Genomic DNA, 16,181 nt, shown 5'->3' with positions numbered 1-16,181 from the left:
ATGACTATGGACAGTGAATACCCGCAGGACGAAAAAACCGTGCTGCTTGACCGCGACGGGCTCGGCCCGGCGCAGGGGCCAGTTACGGACTTCCCATCGCCGCCCCGCTTCGAGCAACTGGAAGACCGAATGATTTATGCCGCCCACCTGCAGGGGGCACAGAACTTCAAAATGGGTGCCAACATCCTGATGGCAGCGGCCTGGGACCTTCTGTCGCAGGTTGTCCAGCTCAAGGTCAGTTCCGGTCGGGACAGCCTGCAGGCGCTCAATGACCAGCTTTCAGCGGGCGTCAACGCGTTTGAGACCCATGCCTTGCACCTGGGGGCAGAGCACAGTCAGGTGATGTCGGCGCGTTATGTGCTGTGCAGCGTCATTGATGAGGCTGTCGTCACCACGCCGTGGGGGAGTCGCAGCGACTGGTCAAAGAGGAGCCTGCTGAGCCGCTTTCACAACGAAACCTTCGGGGGGGAAAAGTTTTTCCAGTTGCTGGAGCGTTTGTCCCGCGATCCCGTCAAGCATGTGGCCATGCTGGAGCTTATGTACCTGTGCCTGGCGTTGGGGTTTGAAGGTAAATACCGCGTTATGGAGCGTGGAAGGGCGCAACTGGAAACGGTACACGATGCTGTGTACCGCCAGATCAGGCATGTTCGAGGCGACCGGCTGCCGGTATCCCTTTCGCCAGCGGCGGGGAGGGCATCCGGGGCACGGATACGCATCGTCTCCGCCACGTGGGTCGCAATCTGCGTACTGGCCGTTTTGCTCATGATGTATTCAGGGTTTGCCTGGGTGCTGGGCCAGGCGCGCATCACGACGCTGCAACCTTTTCAATCTTCGGTCTCAGGCCTGTTTCAGACGTCCTCTTAACGCAGGAAGCAATGAATGAACGCATTCTTCAAGGGCGTGGGTACGGTACTGCGCAAGAGTTGGGTATGGAGCCTGTTGCTGGTGTTTTCCAGTGCGCTGCTGGTGTGGTTTTTCGGGCCTCTGCTGGCGGTGGATGACTACCGTTTCTGGCAAGGCTCGACGTCCCGTTTACTGACCATCAGCGGGTTGTTGCTGTTGTGGGGGCTGGCAATGGTCGTGGTGGGTGCGCGCCGGACCACGCAACTGAATCAGCCTGAACACCATGAGCGTCATCAACGGCAGGAATTGATCAACAACGAAACCAGACACGTGCGTGGGCGCTTCAAGGAGGCGTTGCAGACGTTGAAAAGCTCCCGTCGCTACGGAGAGCGCAGCGAACGTTGGCGCAATGAGTTGCCCTGGTACCTGTTGATTGGCGAGCAAGGCAGTGGCAAGACCTGCCTGTTGGCTGCCAGTGGCTTGCAATCTCCGCTCGACCGAGCTGAAGCGGCGACGCCAGGCACGACCCCATACTGTGACTGGTATTTTGCCGAAGACGCCGTAATGGTCGAGGCGGCTGGCCGGTACTTGGACCAGCCAGACCACTTAGTCGATGCGGCAGGATGGTCGACACTGCTGGGTCTGCTCAAGACATGGCGCCGTGCGCGGCCGCTCAATGGCGTAATAGTGACGTTATCAGTCGATACACTGTTGAGCAGCAATGAGCACGACCTGGAGCGCCACGCGCGTCATGTGCGTACCCGCCTGCATGAAATCCAGCAGACGCTGCATGTGGACGTGCCGGTGTATCTGGTGTTGACCCAGGCCGATCGGTTGGCCGGGTTTGCCGAGTTCTTTGACGCGCAGCAGGGCGACGCTGCAGAAGACGTCTTGGGTGGGCGACTGGTTGCGGGTGCGGCCGGCATCCACATCACCCAGGTGAAAGAACAGTTCGAGAACCTGTTGCAGCGCCTGGGTGCGGAGCTGATCCCGCGCTTGCATCAGGAGCGAAACAGGGAGCGTCGAGGCCGGATGCTCGACTTTCCGCGACAGGTTGCACGTATCGGTGACCATCTGTGCCTGTTTATCGAGACTGCGTTTTCCGCTCATCGCTACCAGCGCATCAACGGCCTGAGTGGGTTCTACCTGACCTGTGCGAAGACCGGCGATGTGCGCCCTCACTTCGTTCAGGGCTTGTTCAGTCGCGTGATCTTTGCCGAGGCCAATCTCGCCGGTTTGAATACCCCGGAGCGGCAGCGACTACGTCGGCGTCATGGGCTGCTGGCGCTTGCCGCCTCTCTGGTCATCGGGGCGGCAGCGGCGTTATGGGCGCACGGTTACGCGTTCAACCATCAGCGCCTGGCGCAACTGGCGGAGTTGATCAAAACCCAGCCCTCCCGCCAATACAGTCCGGACGAGGGCCTTGCGTTGCTGGCGCTGCTGGACAGTCGCCTGGCTGCAACAAACGTGTTTGCACCGCTGGCAGAGGTCCGATGGGTTGATCGGGCAGCGTTGTATCAGGGGGAGATAAGTCGTCCGATTGTGGTCGGCGCTTATGAAGAAGCCTTGCGCCAGCAACTGCTGCCCCATGTGACCATGCTGCTCGAAGGCCAGGTGCGAGGCAGCCTGAGTGACCGCGAGCGGTTGCTGGACAACCTGCGCGCCTACCTGATGCTCAATCTGCGTGAGCGGCGTGATGCCGAGTGGCTGGCAAAGCATGTGGCTGGCCAGTGGTCGGGGGATGCTTCGACGCATAAGCGTTTGAGTGAACACTTCACGCGGCTCCTTGAACAACCGATTTTGGCGCCTTTGAATGATGAGTTGATCGCTCAGGCTCGCTTGGTACTGCGCGGTGAGTCGCTGGCGGAAGTGGTCTATCGGGCGCTGCGGGAACAAGCGCGGAACCTGGAACCTTACCGCCTGGCCGAAGGTCCGGCGCTCTCGAGGGGCGAGCTACCCATACCGGGTTTCTACACTAAAAAATACCTGCAGTTTTTCGAGAAACAGGGCCATCAGTTGGTTAATTCCATTGCTCAGGATAACTGGGTGCTTGGCGAAGGCACTGACCTCAGTGCGATGGATCTACGCAGGTTGATGCAGGCGTTGGAGCAGCGCTATTTCAGTGAATACGCCGATGCCTGGAGTGACGCCCTGGGGCGGGTCAGGCTGTTGGAAAGTTCTAGTCTGAGACAAGGTGCGGAGCAGCTTGCAAGCCTGACTTCCGCTCAGTCGGCATTGGTGCAAATGTTGCAGCAGGTTCGCGAAAACACACGCTTATCGCCGAGCCTGGATCGATTTGATGCAGCAAGCCAGCAGGTTGGTGAGTTGGGCGCGGCAGCCACCGGCGTGCTGACCAGAACGTTATCGCGCCAGGCGCAGGCTGATCCTGCCCGGCGTGCGTTGCAGCGCCGCTTCGAGCCTTTGCATCAGTTGCTTGATGAAGAGCAGAACCCTGGGGCCGAGTTGACGCAGACCTTGCGCTTGATCGATGAGCTGCAGTTGCAATTGTCGACACTGAACCGGGAGAGTTCGCCGGAGCAGGCTGCTTTCAGAATGGCCAGGCAACGCATGGACGGGCAGCAACCGTTATTGGGCAATCTGCGTGACGCGGCTGCCCGCTTGCCGCAACCGCTCAGGGGCTGGTTCGAAGGGGTGGCCGACCAGAGCTGGGGCCAGTTGCTCGATGGCGCGTATGGGTATGTGAATCAGCGTTATCAAAGTGAGGTCTATGGTTTCTATGCCAAGGCTATCCAGCGCCGATACCCCTTCGATGCTCACGCCGGCAGCGATGTTGCCCTGGGCGATTTCCAGGCGTTCTTCAAACCACGGGGCGCCATGGCGCGCTTTTATGAGGGTTACCTGCGGCCATTTGTCAGTGTCGAGGGCACCCGTTATCGCATGCGGGCCCTGGAAGGCCGCAGCCTGCCGATGGCGCGCTCGCTCCTCGACCAACTGACCAAGGCGCAGACCATTCGCCAGGGGTTTTTCACCGAGGATCAGGGTGATTGGGCCGTGCGGTTTACGCTGGCGCCCTACAGCCTGGACCAGGCCGTCAGCCGGGCGACGCTGCGAGTGGGCGACCAGCAGCTGGAGTACCGTCACGGCCCAATCGTGCCGATGGCGTTTCATTGGCCGAACGAGGTAGAAAACGGTCGCAGCAGCCTGGTGCTGGAGCGCGGTGCGGAGCGGCCCCTTGGGATTGAAAAAGACAGTGGCGCCTGGTCGTTGTTCCGGTTTTTCGACCTGATGCAAAGCGAGCCTGCCAGTGGAAGGGATGCGCAGATACTCAAAGCCGAGCTGGCCGGCCTGCGTGCCAATTACCTGCTCACCAGCCAACGCAACCCAAGCCCGTTCCAGATGGCGACATGGCGCACCTTTCGCCTGCCGAAGCAACTGTGAGCAGGGCGCACCCTTGGCGCAGTGCCGGGCGCACGGCGCAAGGCAAGAATCGTGCGCGCAATGAGGACGCGTTCCTGGATTGCCCGCAAGGTGGTTGTTGGGCGGTCGCCGATGGAATGGGTGGCCATCAAGCAGGCAATGTCGCCAGTCAATGGGTAGTCAGCAGCCTTGCTGCGCTGGCGGGGCAAGGGGGCTTCGATCAACGGATCGGGGCTGTGCAACGCTGCCTGAGAGGCCTCGACAGTCAGTTGCAACCTGCCGATGGCTTGGCGGGCATCATCGGCAGTACGGTGGTGGTGCTGTTACTCGAACACAACCGTGCGGCCTGTATCTGGGCAGGAGACAGTCGATGCTACCTTTGGCGTGGGCAGCGCCTGTACCAGCTCTCGCGTGACCACTCCCTGCAGCAACACCTCATGGATAAGCAACAACTGAGCCCAGAAATGGCCCAGGCTCATCCAGGCGCAAGGGCGTTGACCCGTGCAGTTGGAGCCCGGCAGCCGCTGAGCCTCGAGATACTGGAGCTGCGCCCCCATCCCGGAGATGTATTTTTGTTGTGCAGCGATGGCCTGTACCAAGGGCTCAGCTACAGGGAACTGGGGAGGGCCATGAGTGCAGGTACGCCACGGCAGGTGGTGGAGCAGCTATTCAGCGACGTATTGCGGGGGCCGGCGCGGGATGACCTCACCGCCGTGGTGATCCAGCCATGAGCGCGGCGGCAGGCCCGCCCAACCTGCTGGCGGGGCGCTATCGCCTTGAACGAATCCTGGGTACTGGCGGCATGGGCGTGGTCTATCGGGCCCGGGACCTGATGCATGAGGCGTTCGGCGAGCCCGACTGCCGTGTGGCGCTGAAGCTGTTGGGCGAGACCCTTTCTGCCTCCGCCGACGCTCATGTGTTGCTGTACAGCGAATTCGCCCTGACCCGAAGTCTGTGCCATGACCATGTGGTACGCGCGTTTTCATTCGAGGTAGACACCACGCACCAACTGGCATTTTTCACGATGGAAGTGATGCCGGGCCTGACCCTGGATCGCATGCTCCCGGAGTGTCCGCAGGGGCTGGCATGGCAGGAGCTGCAACCCATGGCCCTGCAATTGCTGGATGCACTGGCCTATACCCATCGGCAAGGCGTCCTGCATGGGGATGTGAAACCGGCGAATATCATGGTGGGGGAGCAAGGGGTACGCTTGTTCGATTTTGGCCTGGGCCATGCCGAGACGCAGGCAAAAGCTGGGTTGCCGAGCTTAAGCCGCAGTCGCCTGAATGCCTGGACGCCGGCTTATGCGGCGCCAGAGCTGATAGCGGGAGGGTTACCGTCGGCCAGTGCCGATTTGTACGGGGCTGCCTGCGTGCTCTATGAACTGGCCGAAGGCCGGCGCCCCGGCGAGCGCCAGCAGAATCAGCGACTGCGTCGGCCCAGGCAGTTGCCCAGGCACTGCTGGCCTCCTTTGTGTTCAGCATTGGCGATGGACCCCGAGCAGCGAACGGTCGGCGTCGCCGAGTTGCGCGACGCATTGGCGGGCCGGCGTCGTTGCTGGTTCCTGAGCTAGTGCGTCAACCGGGTAGGTCATGCAACTTGCAGTACTCGCTCCAGCCCAGGCCCGCCATCTGCGCCACTTCCCTGTGCACCTCAAGGCGCTGGGCTTCGAAGGCTTCGGCGGACTCGGAGGTCAGTTTGAGGGTCAATTCCCAGGCAAACAGGCCTTGGCGTTCGGCTTCCGCTTCGAAGGCTTCATGCAGCCGCTCGGCGCGGTACTGCGCCAGGGTTTCGCCCTTGGCCTGGGCGGCCAGCGGGTTCAGGGTATTGAGTTCGGAGGCCACATCGGGGTGTTCGTTGAGGAACCTGTCCAGTGCTAGCTGGTGGTTATCGCCAGGTGGTGACAAAGGCTTGCTCCAATCAAGGGCCGGATTCCGGTCGGTGGGATGCACAGAGGCGACGCGCGCGTTTGCGCAGCCGGCGGTAGGTCCAGGCGCGTATAGGGTTGAGTAAAAACAATAACAGATAGGCGCTCAGCACGATGGCCAAGTCCACAGAGCTATCGCTGGGGGACCCGGTCGCTCGTTCAATAACGCCCCTGCTGGTCAACAGCAGCGCAACGCCGAACACCCACAGCAGCACGTTGAACAACAGCGGGTGCCCCTTCATTGGCAGCTTACTTTGCATAGCCAGCTTACCTCCCTGGTGCCTGCTGCCTTCGCAAACAACCTTCCTTGATCAGTTGAGTCCCCGGCGCCGCGAGCCTGCACACATAAACACACAGACAGCCAGTATTGAAGCAGACTCCGCGATTGGCCCAGCTCAGAAAAGTCAATTATTTGGAAAATTTCAGCGAATTTCCTGTCATCCATTGTTGAAAAAACACCCGGATGAATGGCAAAAAGCTTTCGCTCACTGTGCCAGGACGTGTAGCGTTAGCCCGTGTTTCCGGCGCTGCCTTCCAGGGACAGTGGGCGATGGGCAGAGGGATGGGTTATGGCGCAATCGCTGTTCAAGCTTTTCTTCACCCAACGCCTGGCCGCCTTGGCCAGCACTGAGTCGCTGCGAGCGATCCGCGAAGGGTTGTTGTGGATCCTGCCGTGCCTGCTGGTGTCGGCGAGCTTTCTGATCCTGTCTGAATGTGCCCGCGTGCTTGGCTTCGACCCGCGGGTGGTGGCGTTCCTCGCCGGCCTCCACAATCAGATCAGCTCCGTCATTCCACTGCTGGTGGCCGCTTCCATTGGCTACATGCTGGCGATCCAGCATCGCCTGCCGCAACTGCCGGTGGCATTCCTGTGCCTGGCTCATGTGGTGGTGGCGACGTTTGTCCTGCGGGACTACCCGCGCGCCTCGGCCACCTTCGTACTGTTTATCGCGATTGCTTCGCCGCTGTTGAACGTGCCGGCCATTGCCTGGCTGCACCGTTACCGCTGGACCCGGCTGGTCAACGAAGACCTGGTGGGGCACAACCTGCGGGGCACGATCAACATGGTGGTGCCGGGGGCCATCACTGCCTTGGCGTTGGTGGCAGTGCTGTCCTTGTTGTTGCAGGTGCCCTATATGGCCCAACTCCAAGGGCCGCAGGTACTCAATGCGTTGGAATCGCCCTATGGCAGCGGCCTGTTTGTGACATTGATGAATTCGCTGCTGTGGTTTTTCGGGATCCACGGTGTGTACGCCATGCAACCGTTGTTCGATGTGCTGGACCAGGCCGTAGTGCTCAATAGCACGGCGTCGGCAGCGGGCGAGCCGATCAAGTATGTGTTGAACAGCGGCCTGTTGGGCAGCTTTGCGTTTATCGGTGGTTCGGGCGGTGCATTGTGCCTGTTGCTGGCGATCCTGCTGTTCTCCAAGAGCCAGTCCATGCGCCTGTTGGCGGTGGCGAGTTTGCCGCTCTCACTGTTCAACGTCAGTGAAGTGCTGCTGTTCGGTTTACCGATCATTCTCAACCCGCGCTTGTTCTTACCGTTTCTGATCGTACCTGCGTTGAATGCCACGGTGGCGTTAACCGTGGTGCAGATGGGGTGGGTGTCGCCAGCAGTGGTCAGCGTACCGTTCACTGCGCCTGTGCTGCTCAATGCCTATCTCAGTACCCACGGCGACCTGGCGGCGGTGGCGCTGCAACTGGCACTGCTGGCCCTGGGCACGCTGGTGTACGCGCCGTATGTGCACGCGATTCATCGCCAGGCCACTGAGGGCGGCACGGTATACCTCAAGTCCCTGGACATGACCTTCCGCGGCCTTGAGGAAAAGGGCCGGTTGCGCGAGCTGGACCCGGTGCTCGCTTCGCACAAGACCTTGGCGCGCCAGGCCACTGAGCTGAGCCGCATCCAGCAGATCAGCGACTACGAGTTCTACCTCGAATTTCAGCCGCAGGTCTCGACTCGCACAGGCCTTTGCACCGGCTGTGAGGCGCTGATGCGTGCCCGTGATGCCCAGGGCACGGTGCATTCGCCGTGGGAGTTCCTGCAATGGCTGGCCCAGGCGCGGTTGATGCCGGACGTGGATGTGTGGGTGGCATCCCAGGCGGTTCGCCAATACCAGAAGTGGCAAAAACTTGGCTTTGCCTTGCCGATGACCATCAATATTTCCAGCGCGACCCTGACCGACGCTGCCTATGGCGAGCGCCTTGTGGAGATTCTGGCCCAGGCCCACGGGCAGGTATCGGTGGAAATCACCGAGGACGCGCTGGTCAGTGATATCCAGGCCACGCGCCGGACCATCCAGAAGCTGCAAGCCATCGGCGCCAAGGTTTACATCGATGACTTCGGCACCGGGTTTTCGGCCTTGAGTTACCTGCACCAGTTTCCGGTGGACTTCATCAAGATCGACCGCAGTTTCGTGGTGGCCCAGCATGATCCCAAGGGCGCTCAGGTCATGACCGGCATGTTGCGTTTTTGTGAGGCGCTGAACCTGGGTGTGGTGGTGGAAGGGGTAGAGACTGCCGAGCAGTTAGCCTTCCTGAACACCGGCGCCGAATTGATTATCCAGGGCTGGTATTTCAGCAAGGCGCTGCCGGGCGATCAGTTGGAAGGCTTTGTGCGAGCGCGTGCCGCGTTAGCCAAGGGCTAATAACCGCGCTGGGTCTGCTCGATTTCCTCGACCAGGCCGTCTATCCCAGCCAGACGTGCGCGGTTGTCATGGTCCCAGGGGTGAAAACCGGGTTTGAAGTAATGCAACCACGGCACCAGCATCCGTGGGAAAACCCCCTTGGGCCCATACAGAAACTTCAGCATGCGCCAGAAGCCTTTCAGGTGCCCCCCCGATTTGCGGTCGGCAATCAGCAGGCGCAGGTGGAAATCGAATACCACCAGCCAGAAGAGCAACGTGGTGGTCAGCATGGTCCCGGTGCGTAGCAGGTAACGCTTGGGGCCGGGCTTGATCACGCGGTTCCACACATCGAAGGCCACGGCCTTGTGTTCGGTTTCCTCCAGAGCGTGCCAGTACCACATCTGCTGGTAGCCTTTGAGTGAATGGCCGAAACGCGTCGGGTCGCTCAGGAGTATTTCCGCCAGCATCGCGGTGTAGTGTTCAAGCGCAATGGTCACCGCGAGGTTGAAGGACGGCGGCAGATGTTTTTTCTGCAGATCGAGGATGAATTTAAGCCGTCGGTCCAGGGTGTGTGCCGGCAACCCTGCAGCTTGCAGCAGGTTGTTGTAGGCCACATGCTCACGGCTGTGCATGGCCTCCTGGCCGATAAATCCCTGGACCTCTTTCTTCAGTTCAGGATCATCAATGTGCTGGCGGTAGTGGCGCACGCTGTCCATGAAAAACAGCTCGCCCTGGGGGAACAACAGCGACAACGCGTTGAAAAAATGTGTGATGAACGGACCCTGTTCATGCCAGTCCTTGATACGCTCGGCGGGCAGGTCAAAATGGATGTCACGGCGGATCGGCAACATAGCGCATGCTCCTGTTCAGAGGCGGGGCTCGTCGTTGGTTTCAAACACCGGCGTGCGGGCTTTTGGGGCCATGCGCTTGCTGGCGAGTACCACCAAGGCTTGATAGGCCGCCGGCAGGCACCGGGCGAGCAGGTCGAGGAAATACGCGTCGCGGCCGATCAGCACACGACGCTTGTTTTTGCGCACGCCTTGCAGGATCACTTTGGCGGCTTGGTCTGCGTCAGTGATGAACAGCTTCTCGAAGTCGGCGCGGGCCTGCTGTTCGCTGTGGATCAGGAAACCCGTCATGTTCGCGTCGATACGGCTGCTGCGACAGATATCGGTACGAATGCCTCCCGGGTGTACGCAGGTGGCAGAGACGCCGCAGCGCTGCATATCCAGCTCTTGGCGCAGGGATTCGGTAAAGCCGCGCACGGCGAACTTGGTAGCGTTGTAGCCACTCATGCCGGGCTGGGCAAACAGGCCGAATACGCTGGACGTGTTGACTATGTGCCCGTCACCCGAGGCTTTCAGATACGGCAGGAACGCCTTGGTGCCGTGGACCACGCCCCAGAAGTTGATGCCGACAATCCATTCCAGGTCGGCGTAGTCCACACCTTCCACCGTGCTCGACAGGGCCACCCCGGCATTGTTGAACACCAGGTTGACCTGGCCGTGTTCGGCAACGCAGCGCGCGGCCCAATCCAGCATGGCCTGGCGGTCGGAAACATCCAGCACCTGGGTGGTGATCAACACGGGGGCCAAGGTCGAGGTCTTGATCAACGCCTCGGTCTGTTCCAAGCCCTGGCTGTTTTTGTCCGCCAGCGCCAAGTGGCAACCTTCCCGAGCCAGGGCCAGGGCGAGGGCGCGACCCATGCCGGATGCCGCGCCGGTAATGGCCGCTACGCGACCGTTGAATGACTTCATGACAGGCTGCCTTCTGCGGTGGAGTGGGGCGCCGGCACTGGACGGCTGGGCGCGTTGACCGGTAGCAGGTCGGCCACGTAGTCCTTGAGCGCAAACTGCCGGGTGACCTGCTTGAAGCGCCAGGTCGAGCCGGGCCATAGGGTGGTGTTCTTGCCCGTGCGCGGGTCGAGGTACCAGCTTTGGCAACCGCCGGTGTTCCAGATGGTGCGCTTGAGCTTGTCTTGCAGCTGTTGGTTGTAGGCGCTTTCGACACTGGGTTTGACGTCGACAGTGGCGATGCGATGCCGCTGCATGTGCTGGAGTGCGTCGAGGATGTAGGTGACCTGGGCTTCGATCATCAGGATCATCGAGTTATGCCCCAGGCCGGTGTTGGGCCCGACGATCAGGAACAGGTTGGGATAGCCCGGCACGGTGGTGCCCTTGTAGGCGTGGGCGCCGTCTTGCCAGGTGTCCATCAGGTCCACGCCACCGCGCCCGATGATGCAATCGCGGGGCAGGGGATCGGTGGCTTGGAAGCCGGTGCCGAAAATCAGGCAATCGGCCGGGTGCTTGATGCCGTCGGCGGTGATCACACCGTCAGCTTCAATGCGTACCACGTGTTCGGTGACCACATCGACATTGCTGCGCGACAACGCTGGGTAGTAGTCATTGGAAATCAACACGCGCTTGCAGCCGATGGTGTAGTCCGGGGTCAGCGTTTTGCGCAGCGAAGGGCGAGCCACTTGTTTATGCAGGTGGCGCAGGGCGATTTTCTGCACCATCTTCATCAGCCGTGGGTGCAGGGCGAAGCCGATTACGCGGCCTTCCAGCGCCCAGTAGAAGGCGCCGCGCACCAGGCGCTGAGTGAAGGGCAGGTGCTTGAACAGCCAGCGTTCGAAGGGCGAAACCGCGCGGTCGGGCTTGGGCATGATCCACGGCGGGGTGCGCTGGAACAGGTCCAGGTGAGCCACCTGCGGCGCGATCTGTGGCACGAACTGAATGGCACTGGCGCCGGTGCCGATCACTGCCACGCGCTTACCCTTCAAGGCGTAGTCGTGATCCCATTGTTGGGAGTGAAAGCGCTTGCCCTTGAAGCTGTCGAGCCCGGGAATTTCCGGCAGCGCTGGGCGCGACAAGCCCCCCATGCCCGATACCAGTACCCGCGCACTGACCTGACGGCCATCGCTGAAGCTCAACTGCCAGCGTTGCCGTTGGTCGTCGAACACCGCGCGTTTGAGGCCCATGCCGAAGCGCAGGTAGGGCGCGAGCCCAAAGCGCGTGGCGCATTGCTCCAGGTAAGCGCGGATCTCTGCCTGCGGCGCGAACTGCCGCGTCCAGTCCGGGTTGGGAGCAAAGGAAAACGAGTACACATGCGACTGCACATCGCAGGTGCAACCCGGGTAGTGGTTGTCCCGCCAGGTACCCCCGAGCGTGTCGGCCTGCTCGGCGATAAAGAAGTCGGTGAAGCCGGCCTCCTTGAGCTTGATCGCCATGCACAGGCCGGCAAAGCCTGAGCCGATGATGGCAATGTCGATTGAATCACTCTGGGCATTCATAAGCAGTCCTTCGTGGGCATCGGGTGTGCTCCCTTTCTTGTTTTGTCTTTTAGATAGAACACCATTGCAAAGAAAAATTGAATTACTTATTTTAAAAAAGATTTTAAATAATCTACCTGAAAATATCGCCTACGCTAGTCCCCGGTTCCTCATGTGCGATTTGTCCGACGGACAGGCACGACGTTAGGTCCAGGGTGTGGACGATAGCTGAGGCCTTGATCAATTCCGGTCGGGTCGCCAGCAGCAGGGATGCAGAGGACCGAGCTATGGCTGTTGAATGGGTTGTTGCTGCGGCTGTGTTTATGGGCGTGAGCGCCGCGTTGTGGGGGTTCAGTGTCTGGATGACGCGGCGTATCGAAGCGGCCGTTCCGAGCAACGGGCGTTTTGTGGAAGTGAATGGCGAGCGCTTTCACTATTACGAGGAGGGCAAGGGCCCACCTCTGTTGATGATTCACGGGCTGATGGGCAGCAGTCGCAACCTCACCTACGCCTTGTCCGGCCAGTTGTGCGAGCACTTTCGAGTGATCACGCTTGACCGTCCGGGGTCGGGCTATTCCACGCGCCATAAAGGCACCGCCGCGGACTTGCCGGCCCAGGCGCGGCAAGTGGCAGCCTTTATCGACACGCTAGGCCTGGCCAGACCGCTGGTGCTGGGCCATTCCCTCGGCGGCGCGATCTCACTGGCGCTGGCCCTGGACCACCCGCATGCGGTGTCCGGCCTGGTATTGGTGGCACCACTGACCCATCCGCAACCCACATTGCCCTTGGTGTTCTGGTCACTGGCGATACGACCGGCCCTGCTTCGGCGTTGGGTGTCATACACCCTGACCGTGCCAATGGGCCTGCTCACGCGCCGCTCGGTGGTCAAGGGCGTGTTCGCTCCGGACACTGCCCCAGAGGATTTTGCTACCCGCGGCGGCGGGCTGCTGGGCATGCGGCCCGACAACTTCTATGCGGCGTCCAGCGAGATCGCGCTGGTCAACGATTACCTGCCGGACATGGTCAAGCGCTACCCGCAACTGACGCTGCCGATCAGCCTGATCTATGGCGCGCGTGACAAGGTCCTGGACTTTCGCAAACACGGGCAGGCCCTGGCTGACAGGGTCCCCGGCCTGAAGCTGCAGGTGGTGGAAGGGCGCGGCCATATGTTGCCGATCACCGCCACGGCGCGGGTGGTCGAGGCGGTACTGCAATTGGCCAAGCGTGCCCGGCCGCCGGAAACCGCCGCGATCCTGCATCCGCCATTTGCCTTGGCGAACAAATAATCGTGGCCTCCACTGCGCGGTGGACGGTCCGAGATGCTTGCCCTAGAGACCTGACCAAACGGCAGAAAAACAGACTGCCCAGTCACGCGGAAAAGGCCTCGAAAAAATAGTTGACGACCTATCGATTCCGCGCTATTTATTTAAAAAAATATTTCAATGTTTATTTTGAAATGATTTTTGAAATGCCTAAGAGCGAATAAAAATGAAAAAAACGCCTTTTATCGCATGGTTGATTTCCCGGAGCATTCAGCGCTCCCTGAACCTGTTTTCTGCCTCCCTGCCGCGGAGGTTGCCATGAATCAGACTCTGGCAGCCCCAAGCGTATGGACCGACGGCAAGCGTCATCTGTGGTGGCTGGGCATCACGCCCCTGGCCACGCCATTGCTCTCCGGTGCACTGGCCATCTGCACCGGTATCCAGCAACTCTGGTGGGTCGGCGTGCTGGTGATCTTCGGCCTGATTCCGCTGATCGACAGCTTGCTCGGTGAGGATGTGAGCAACCCGCCCGACTCCGCCGTCAGCCACCTCGAATCCCAAAGCTATTACCGCTGGATCGTCTACACCGGCGTGCTGTTCGTCATCTCATCGGTGGTGATCACCGGTTGGCTGGCCGCCGGCGGTATCGACTGGATCATCCGGGGTGGTTTGTTGCAGGCTGCGGCGAACCTGGAACCGTCCAACTGGCTGTCCCACGCCGCCAGCTACATCACTGCGCGCACTCAACTGCATGGCGAAGCGAGTTGGTTTACTTACCTGGGCATGGCCATGTCGACAGGTGCCGCTACCGGCATCGCAATCAACACGGCCCACGAACTGGGACACAAGCCCAACGCGCTGGAAGTGTTCCTGGCCAAGGTCACCCTGGCCCCGACCTTTTACGGGCACTTCTACACCGAACACAACCGTGGCCATCACGTACGTGTGGCTACCCCGGAAGATCCAGCCAGTTCGCGCCTGGGGGAGAGCTTCTGGGCCTTCCTCCCGCGCTCGGTATGGCTCAGTGCCCGTTCGGCGTGGAACCTGGAGCGCGAACGCCTGCGCAAGCTCGGCTTGCCGGCCTGGCACTGGCAGAACGGGGTACTCAGCGCGTGGATGTACAGTGTGGTGTTGTGGGGCGCGATGATCGCCTGGTTGGGGGCGGCAGTGATCCCGTTCCTGATCATTCAGGGCATCTACGGCTTCTCGCTGCTGGAAGTGGTGAACTACGTCGAGCATTACGGGCTTAAACGCCAGAAGTTGCCCAACGGTCGTTATGAGCGTTGCTCACCACGGCATTCATGGAACAGTAACCGTATTGTCACCAATATCTTTCTGTTCCAATTGCAGCGGCACTCCGATCACCATGCCAACCCAACCCGTAGTTATCAGTCGTTGCGCCACTTTGATGAGTCGCCGCAACTTCCCTACGGCTATGCGAGCATGATCGTCTGGGCCTATGTGCCTTATTTATGGCGACGTCGCATGGATCATCGAGTGCTGAATCATTATGCCGGGGATATCACCCTGACCAATCTTCAACCGTCACAGCGCTTGAAGTATCTGGAGAAGTACAGCGGCAGTGCCAAGCCGTTCTGATGTGAATTAAAACGTGTGTTACGCGCTCGGGATCTGTGCATCGCGCAGGTCTCTATCGCCCAGGACTCTTAAAATTAGTTGCAAAAAAGTTGTTTGACCCGAACAAAAATAATTTCAAGGGAAGGACGTACATCATGCAATCACCTGCCAAGTTCACCACCCATATCGTATTGGCCGCGCTGGGCCTGATCGTCTACCACCAGGCTCAAGCTGCGCGCATTGAGCCAGCCGGCAGTGCGTTTAACGCCCAGGGCCCCATCAGTTTTTCCAAAGGTGCGCTGATCAGCGCCGACTGCACCATCAAGGTCGCCGGCAAAGTGGCGGCCGACGGCTCATCGGTGAATGTCGACAAAGTTGAATTCGATGGCGGCCTCAAATGCAGCCGAGTCGAAGCCGTTAACCTGCCCTGGGTATTAGTTGCCAAAGACACCAAGAGCGGTTCCATGTCGAACATCAGCGTAGATGTGCATGCGTTTGGCCTGGGTGGTACGTGCGGGCCTTCTACCGCCGAGGGTACATGGGATAACGCCACCGGTAAGTTGGAAGCCGCGAACGTGCCGATTGGCGAAGACTGCACAATCAAGACGGTGTCGATCAAAATGCCGCCGAACTTCAAAGTGGTTGAATAACAGCAAATGTTGTTGCGGTAATTGAATTGAGATTTGGCTGGAAAGGGAAGTTCTGCAGTTTCACCGTGACCTCTCGTTCATGGCCATTACCCCCTGGCGAATGACTCGCCATAACATGTGAGGAAAAACAATGAAAAGTTTGAAAACCCTCGTATCGTTGTCTGCTTTGGCTGTTTGCATGGGTGCTGCTTCGATGGCCAATGCGGCTTCGATCAGCCCTGAAGGCCCCTTTACCACCACCGCAGGTTCCATCGTGGTGCAATCACCGTCTTCATTCGGCGGCAGTGTGACCTGTGGCATCACTTTCAGCGGTACTGTCAGTGGCGGTGTTGCCACTATCACCAATGCCGCACTGACCGGAGGTGGCTTGTGTGCTTTGCCTACGCTCAAGAGCATTCCGTCGCCAGGCTGGGTGCTGACTGCGTCGTCGGCCACTGAAGGCAAAGTGGCAAACGTCGGTTACACCATTAAAAAGACTTTTATTATCCCCGGCACCGACTGCGGCCCATCCTCCATCAATGTGACCTGGAATGCTTCGTCTCACACCCTTACCGCGGCAAACCAGCCTCTGAGTGGCGGTTGCAACATTGTATCGCTGACTACCACTGCCTCTGGTCTGACGGTTAACCCATAACGGGCACACGTTAA

14 protein-coding genes are annotated in these 16,181 nt (G+C 60.0%); 9 read left to right on the top strand and 5 right to left on the bottom strand.

Features of this window, described 5'->3' with window-relative positions; translation table 11 throughout:
• The 4 genes from icmH to AACY30_RS16170 are packed head-to-tail and all read left to right on the top strand — an operon-like array spanning window position 1 to window position 5,794.
• Complete coding sequence (gene icmH, locus AACY30_RS16185) at window positions 1–864, top strand: type IVB secretion system protein IcmH/DotU (RefSeq protein WP_339471809.1); 864 nt, start codon at window positions 1–3, stop codon at window positions 862–864.
• 15 nt (window positions 865–879) lie between these two features.
• Window positions 880–4,242, top strand: a complete 3,363-nt coding sequence (gene tssM / locus AACY30_RS16180) for a type VI secretion system membrane subunit TssM (protein ID WP_339540694.1) — start codon at window positions 880–882, stop codon at window positions 4,240–4,242.
• The gene (locus AACY30_RS16175) at window positions 4,209–4,952 is read left to right on the top strand and encodes a PP2C family protein-serine/threonine phosphatase (protein ID WP_339471813.1); all 744 of its coding nucleotides are present in this window, start codon (window positions 4,209–4,211) and stop codon (window positions 4,950–4,952) included. Before tssM ends, AACY30_RS16175 begins: the two co-directional genes overlap by 34 nt.
• Window positions 4,949–5,794, top strand: a complete 846-nt coding sequence (locus AACY30_RS16170) for a serine/threonine-protein kinase (RefSeq protein WP_339471815.1) — start codon at window positions 4,949–4,951, stop codon at window positions 5,792–5,794. The genes AACY30_RS16175 and AACY30_RS16170 overlap by 4 nt, the downstream gene beginning before the upstream one ends.
• A 4-nt stretch (window positions 5,795–5,798) precedes the next feature.
• Here AACY30_RS16170 and AACY30_RS16165 read toward each other — a convergent pair whose 3' ends face one another.
• Both AACY30_RS16165 and AACY30_RS16160 read right to left on the bottom strand, forming a co-directional pair.
• Entirely contained in the window at window positions 5,799–6,128 is a 330-nt protein-coding gene (locus AACY30_RS16165) for a DUF6388 family protein (protein ID WP_339471817.1), read from the bottom strand.
• A 13-nt stretch (window positions 6,129–6,141) separates the two neighbouring features.
• Window positions 6,142–6,408 carry a hypothetical protein gene (locus AACY30_RS16160; RefSeq protein ID WP_339471819.1) on the bottom strand — a complete coding sequence of 89 codons (267 nt, stop codon included), beginning with the start codon at window positions 6,406–6,408 and terminating at the stop codon, window positions 6,142–6,144.
• 309 nt (window positions 6,409–6,717) lie between these two features.
• On the opposite strand from AACY30_RS16160, the gene AACY30_RS16155 reads away from it, so the two are divergent.
• On the top strand, window positions 6,718–8,793 hold the full coding sequence (locus tag AACY30_RS16155) for an EAL domain-containing protein (RefSeq protein ID WP_339540693.1): 2,076 nt from the start codon (window positions 6,718–6,720) through the stop codon (window positions 8,791–8,793).
• Here the strand turns inward: AACY30_RS16155 and AACY30_RS16150 are convergent.
• From AACY30_RS16150 to AACY30_RS16140, 3 genes are read right to left on the bottom strand one after another with little or no spacing between them, the layout of a single operon-like run.
• Entirely contained in the window at window positions 8,790–9,623 is an 834-nt protein-coding gene (locus AACY30_RS16150; protein ID WP_339471821.1) for a metal-dependent hydrolase, read from the bottom strand. The two genes, AACY30_RS16155 and AACY30_RS16150, sit on opposite strands and share 4 nt — an antisense overlap.
• Before the next feature lie 15 nt (window positions 9,624–9,638).
• The gene (locus AACY30_RS16145; protein WP_339540692.1) at window positions 9,639–10,529 is read right to left on the bottom strand and encodes an SDR family NAD(P)-dependent oxidoreductase; all 891 of its coding nucleotides are present in this window, start codon (window positions 10,527–10,529) and stop codon (window positions 9,639–9,641) included.
• The gene (locus tag AACY30_RS16140) at window positions 10,526–12,064 is read right to left on the bottom strand and encodes a flavin-containing monooxygenase (protein WP_339540691.1); all 1,539 of its coding nucleotides are present in this window, start codon (window positions 12,062–12,064) and stop codon (window positions 10,526–10,528) included. The genes AACY30_RS16145 and AACY30_RS16140 overlap by 4 nt, the downstream gene beginning before the upstream one ends.
• A gap of 266 nt (window positions 12,065–12,330) precedes the next feature.
• Here AACY30_RS16140 and AACY30_RS16135 point away from each other — a divergent pair, with 266 nt between their 5' ends.
• From AACY30_RS16135 to praB, 4 genes are all read left to right on the top strand, one after another.
• Window positions 12,331–13,329 carry an alpha/beta fold hydrolase gene (locus AACY30_RS16135; RefSeq protein ID WP_339540690.1) on the top strand — a complete coding sequence of 333 codons (999 nt, stop codon included), beginning with the start codon at window positions 12,331–12,333 and terminating at the stop codon, window positions 13,327–13,329.
• 294 nt (window positions 13,330–13,623) lie between these two features.
• Entirely contained in the window at window positions 13,624–14,904 is a 1,281-nt protein-coding gene (locus tag AACY30_RS16130; protein ID WP_339540689.1) for an alkane 1-monooxygenase, read from the top strand.
• A gap of 134 nt (window positions 14,905–15,038) precedes the next feature.
• Window positions 15,039–15,533, top strand: a complete 495-nt coding sequence (gene praA / locus AACY30_RS16125) for an alkane oxidation protein activator PraA (RefSeq protein ID WP_339540688.1) — start codon at window positions 15,039–15,041, stop codon at window positions 15,531–15,533.
• A gap of 130 nt (window positions 15,534–15,663) precedes the next feature.
• Window positions 15,664–16,167 carry an alkane oxidation protein activator PraB gene (gene praB, locus AACY30_RS16120; RefSeq protein WP_339415903.1) on the top strand — a complete coding sequence of 168 codons (504 nt, stop codon included), beginning with the start codon at window positions 15,664–15,666 and terminating at the stop codon, window positions 16,165–16,167.
• Window positions 16,168–16,181 lie beyond the last annotated feature (14 nt).

Origin of the sequence: Pseudomonas sp. RA_5y_Pfl1_P24 (genome assembly GCF_963970945.1) — a bacterium.
GTDB lineage: Bacteria > Pseudomonadota > Gammaproteobacteria > Pseudomonadales > Pseudomonadaceae > Aquipseudomonas > Aquipseudomonas tritici.
Note: the sequence above shows the minus strand (reverse complement) of the source record. Positions and strands in the feature narration are given on the sequence as shown.

Coding starts and splice junctions, on each gene's coding strand:
- AACY30_RS16140 (WP_339540691.1), bottom strand. CDS start 12,064: ATGAATGCCCAGAGTGATTCAATCGACATTGCCATCATCGGCTCAGGC.
- praB (WP_339415903.1), top strand. CDS start 15,664: ATGAAAAGTTTGAAAACCCTCGTATCGTTGTCTGCTTTGGCTGTTTGC.
- AACY30_RS16155 (WP_339540693.1), top strand. CDS start 6,718: ATGGCGCAATCGCTGTTCAAGCTTTTCTTCACCCAACGCCTGGCCGCC.
- AACY30_RS16145 (WP_339540692.1), bottom strand. CDS start 10,529: ATGAAGTCATTCAACGGTCGCGTAGCGGCCATTACCGGCGCGGCATCC.
- AACY30_RS16175 (WP_339471813.1), top strand. CDS start 4,209: ATGGCGCACCTTTCGCCTGCCGAAGCAACTGTGAGCAGGGCGCACCCT.
- AACY30_RS16130 (WP_339540689.1), top strand. CDS start 13,624: ATGAATCAGACTCTGGCAGCCCCAAGCGTATGGACCGACGGCAAGCGT.
- AACY30_RS16150 (WP_339471821.1), bottom strand. CDS start 9,623: ATGTTGCCGATCCGCCGTGACATCCATTTTGACCTGCCCGCCGAGCGT.
- praA (WP_339540688.1), top strand. CDS start 15,039: ATGCAATCACCTGCCAAGTTCACCACCCATATCGTATTGGCCGCGCTG.
- AACY30_RS16135 (WP_339540690.1), top strand. CDS start 12,331: ATGGCTGTTGAATGGGTTGTTGCTGCGGCTGTGTTTATGGGCGTGAGC.
- tssM (WP_339540694.1), top strand. CDS start 880: ATGAACGCATTCTTCAAGGGCGTGGGTACGGTACTGCGCAAGAGTTGG.
- AACY30_RS16160 (WP_339471819.1), bottom strand. CDS start 6,408: ATGCAAAGTAAGCTGCCAATGAAGGGGCACCCGCTGTTGTTCAACGTG.
- AACY30_RS16170 (WP_339471815.1), top strand. CDS start 4,949: ATGAGCGCGGCGGCAGGCCCGCCCAACCTGCTGGCGGGGCGCTATCGC.
- icmH (WP_339471809.1), top strand. CDS start 1: ATGACTATGGACAGTGAATACCCGCAGGACGAAAAAACCGTGCTGCTT.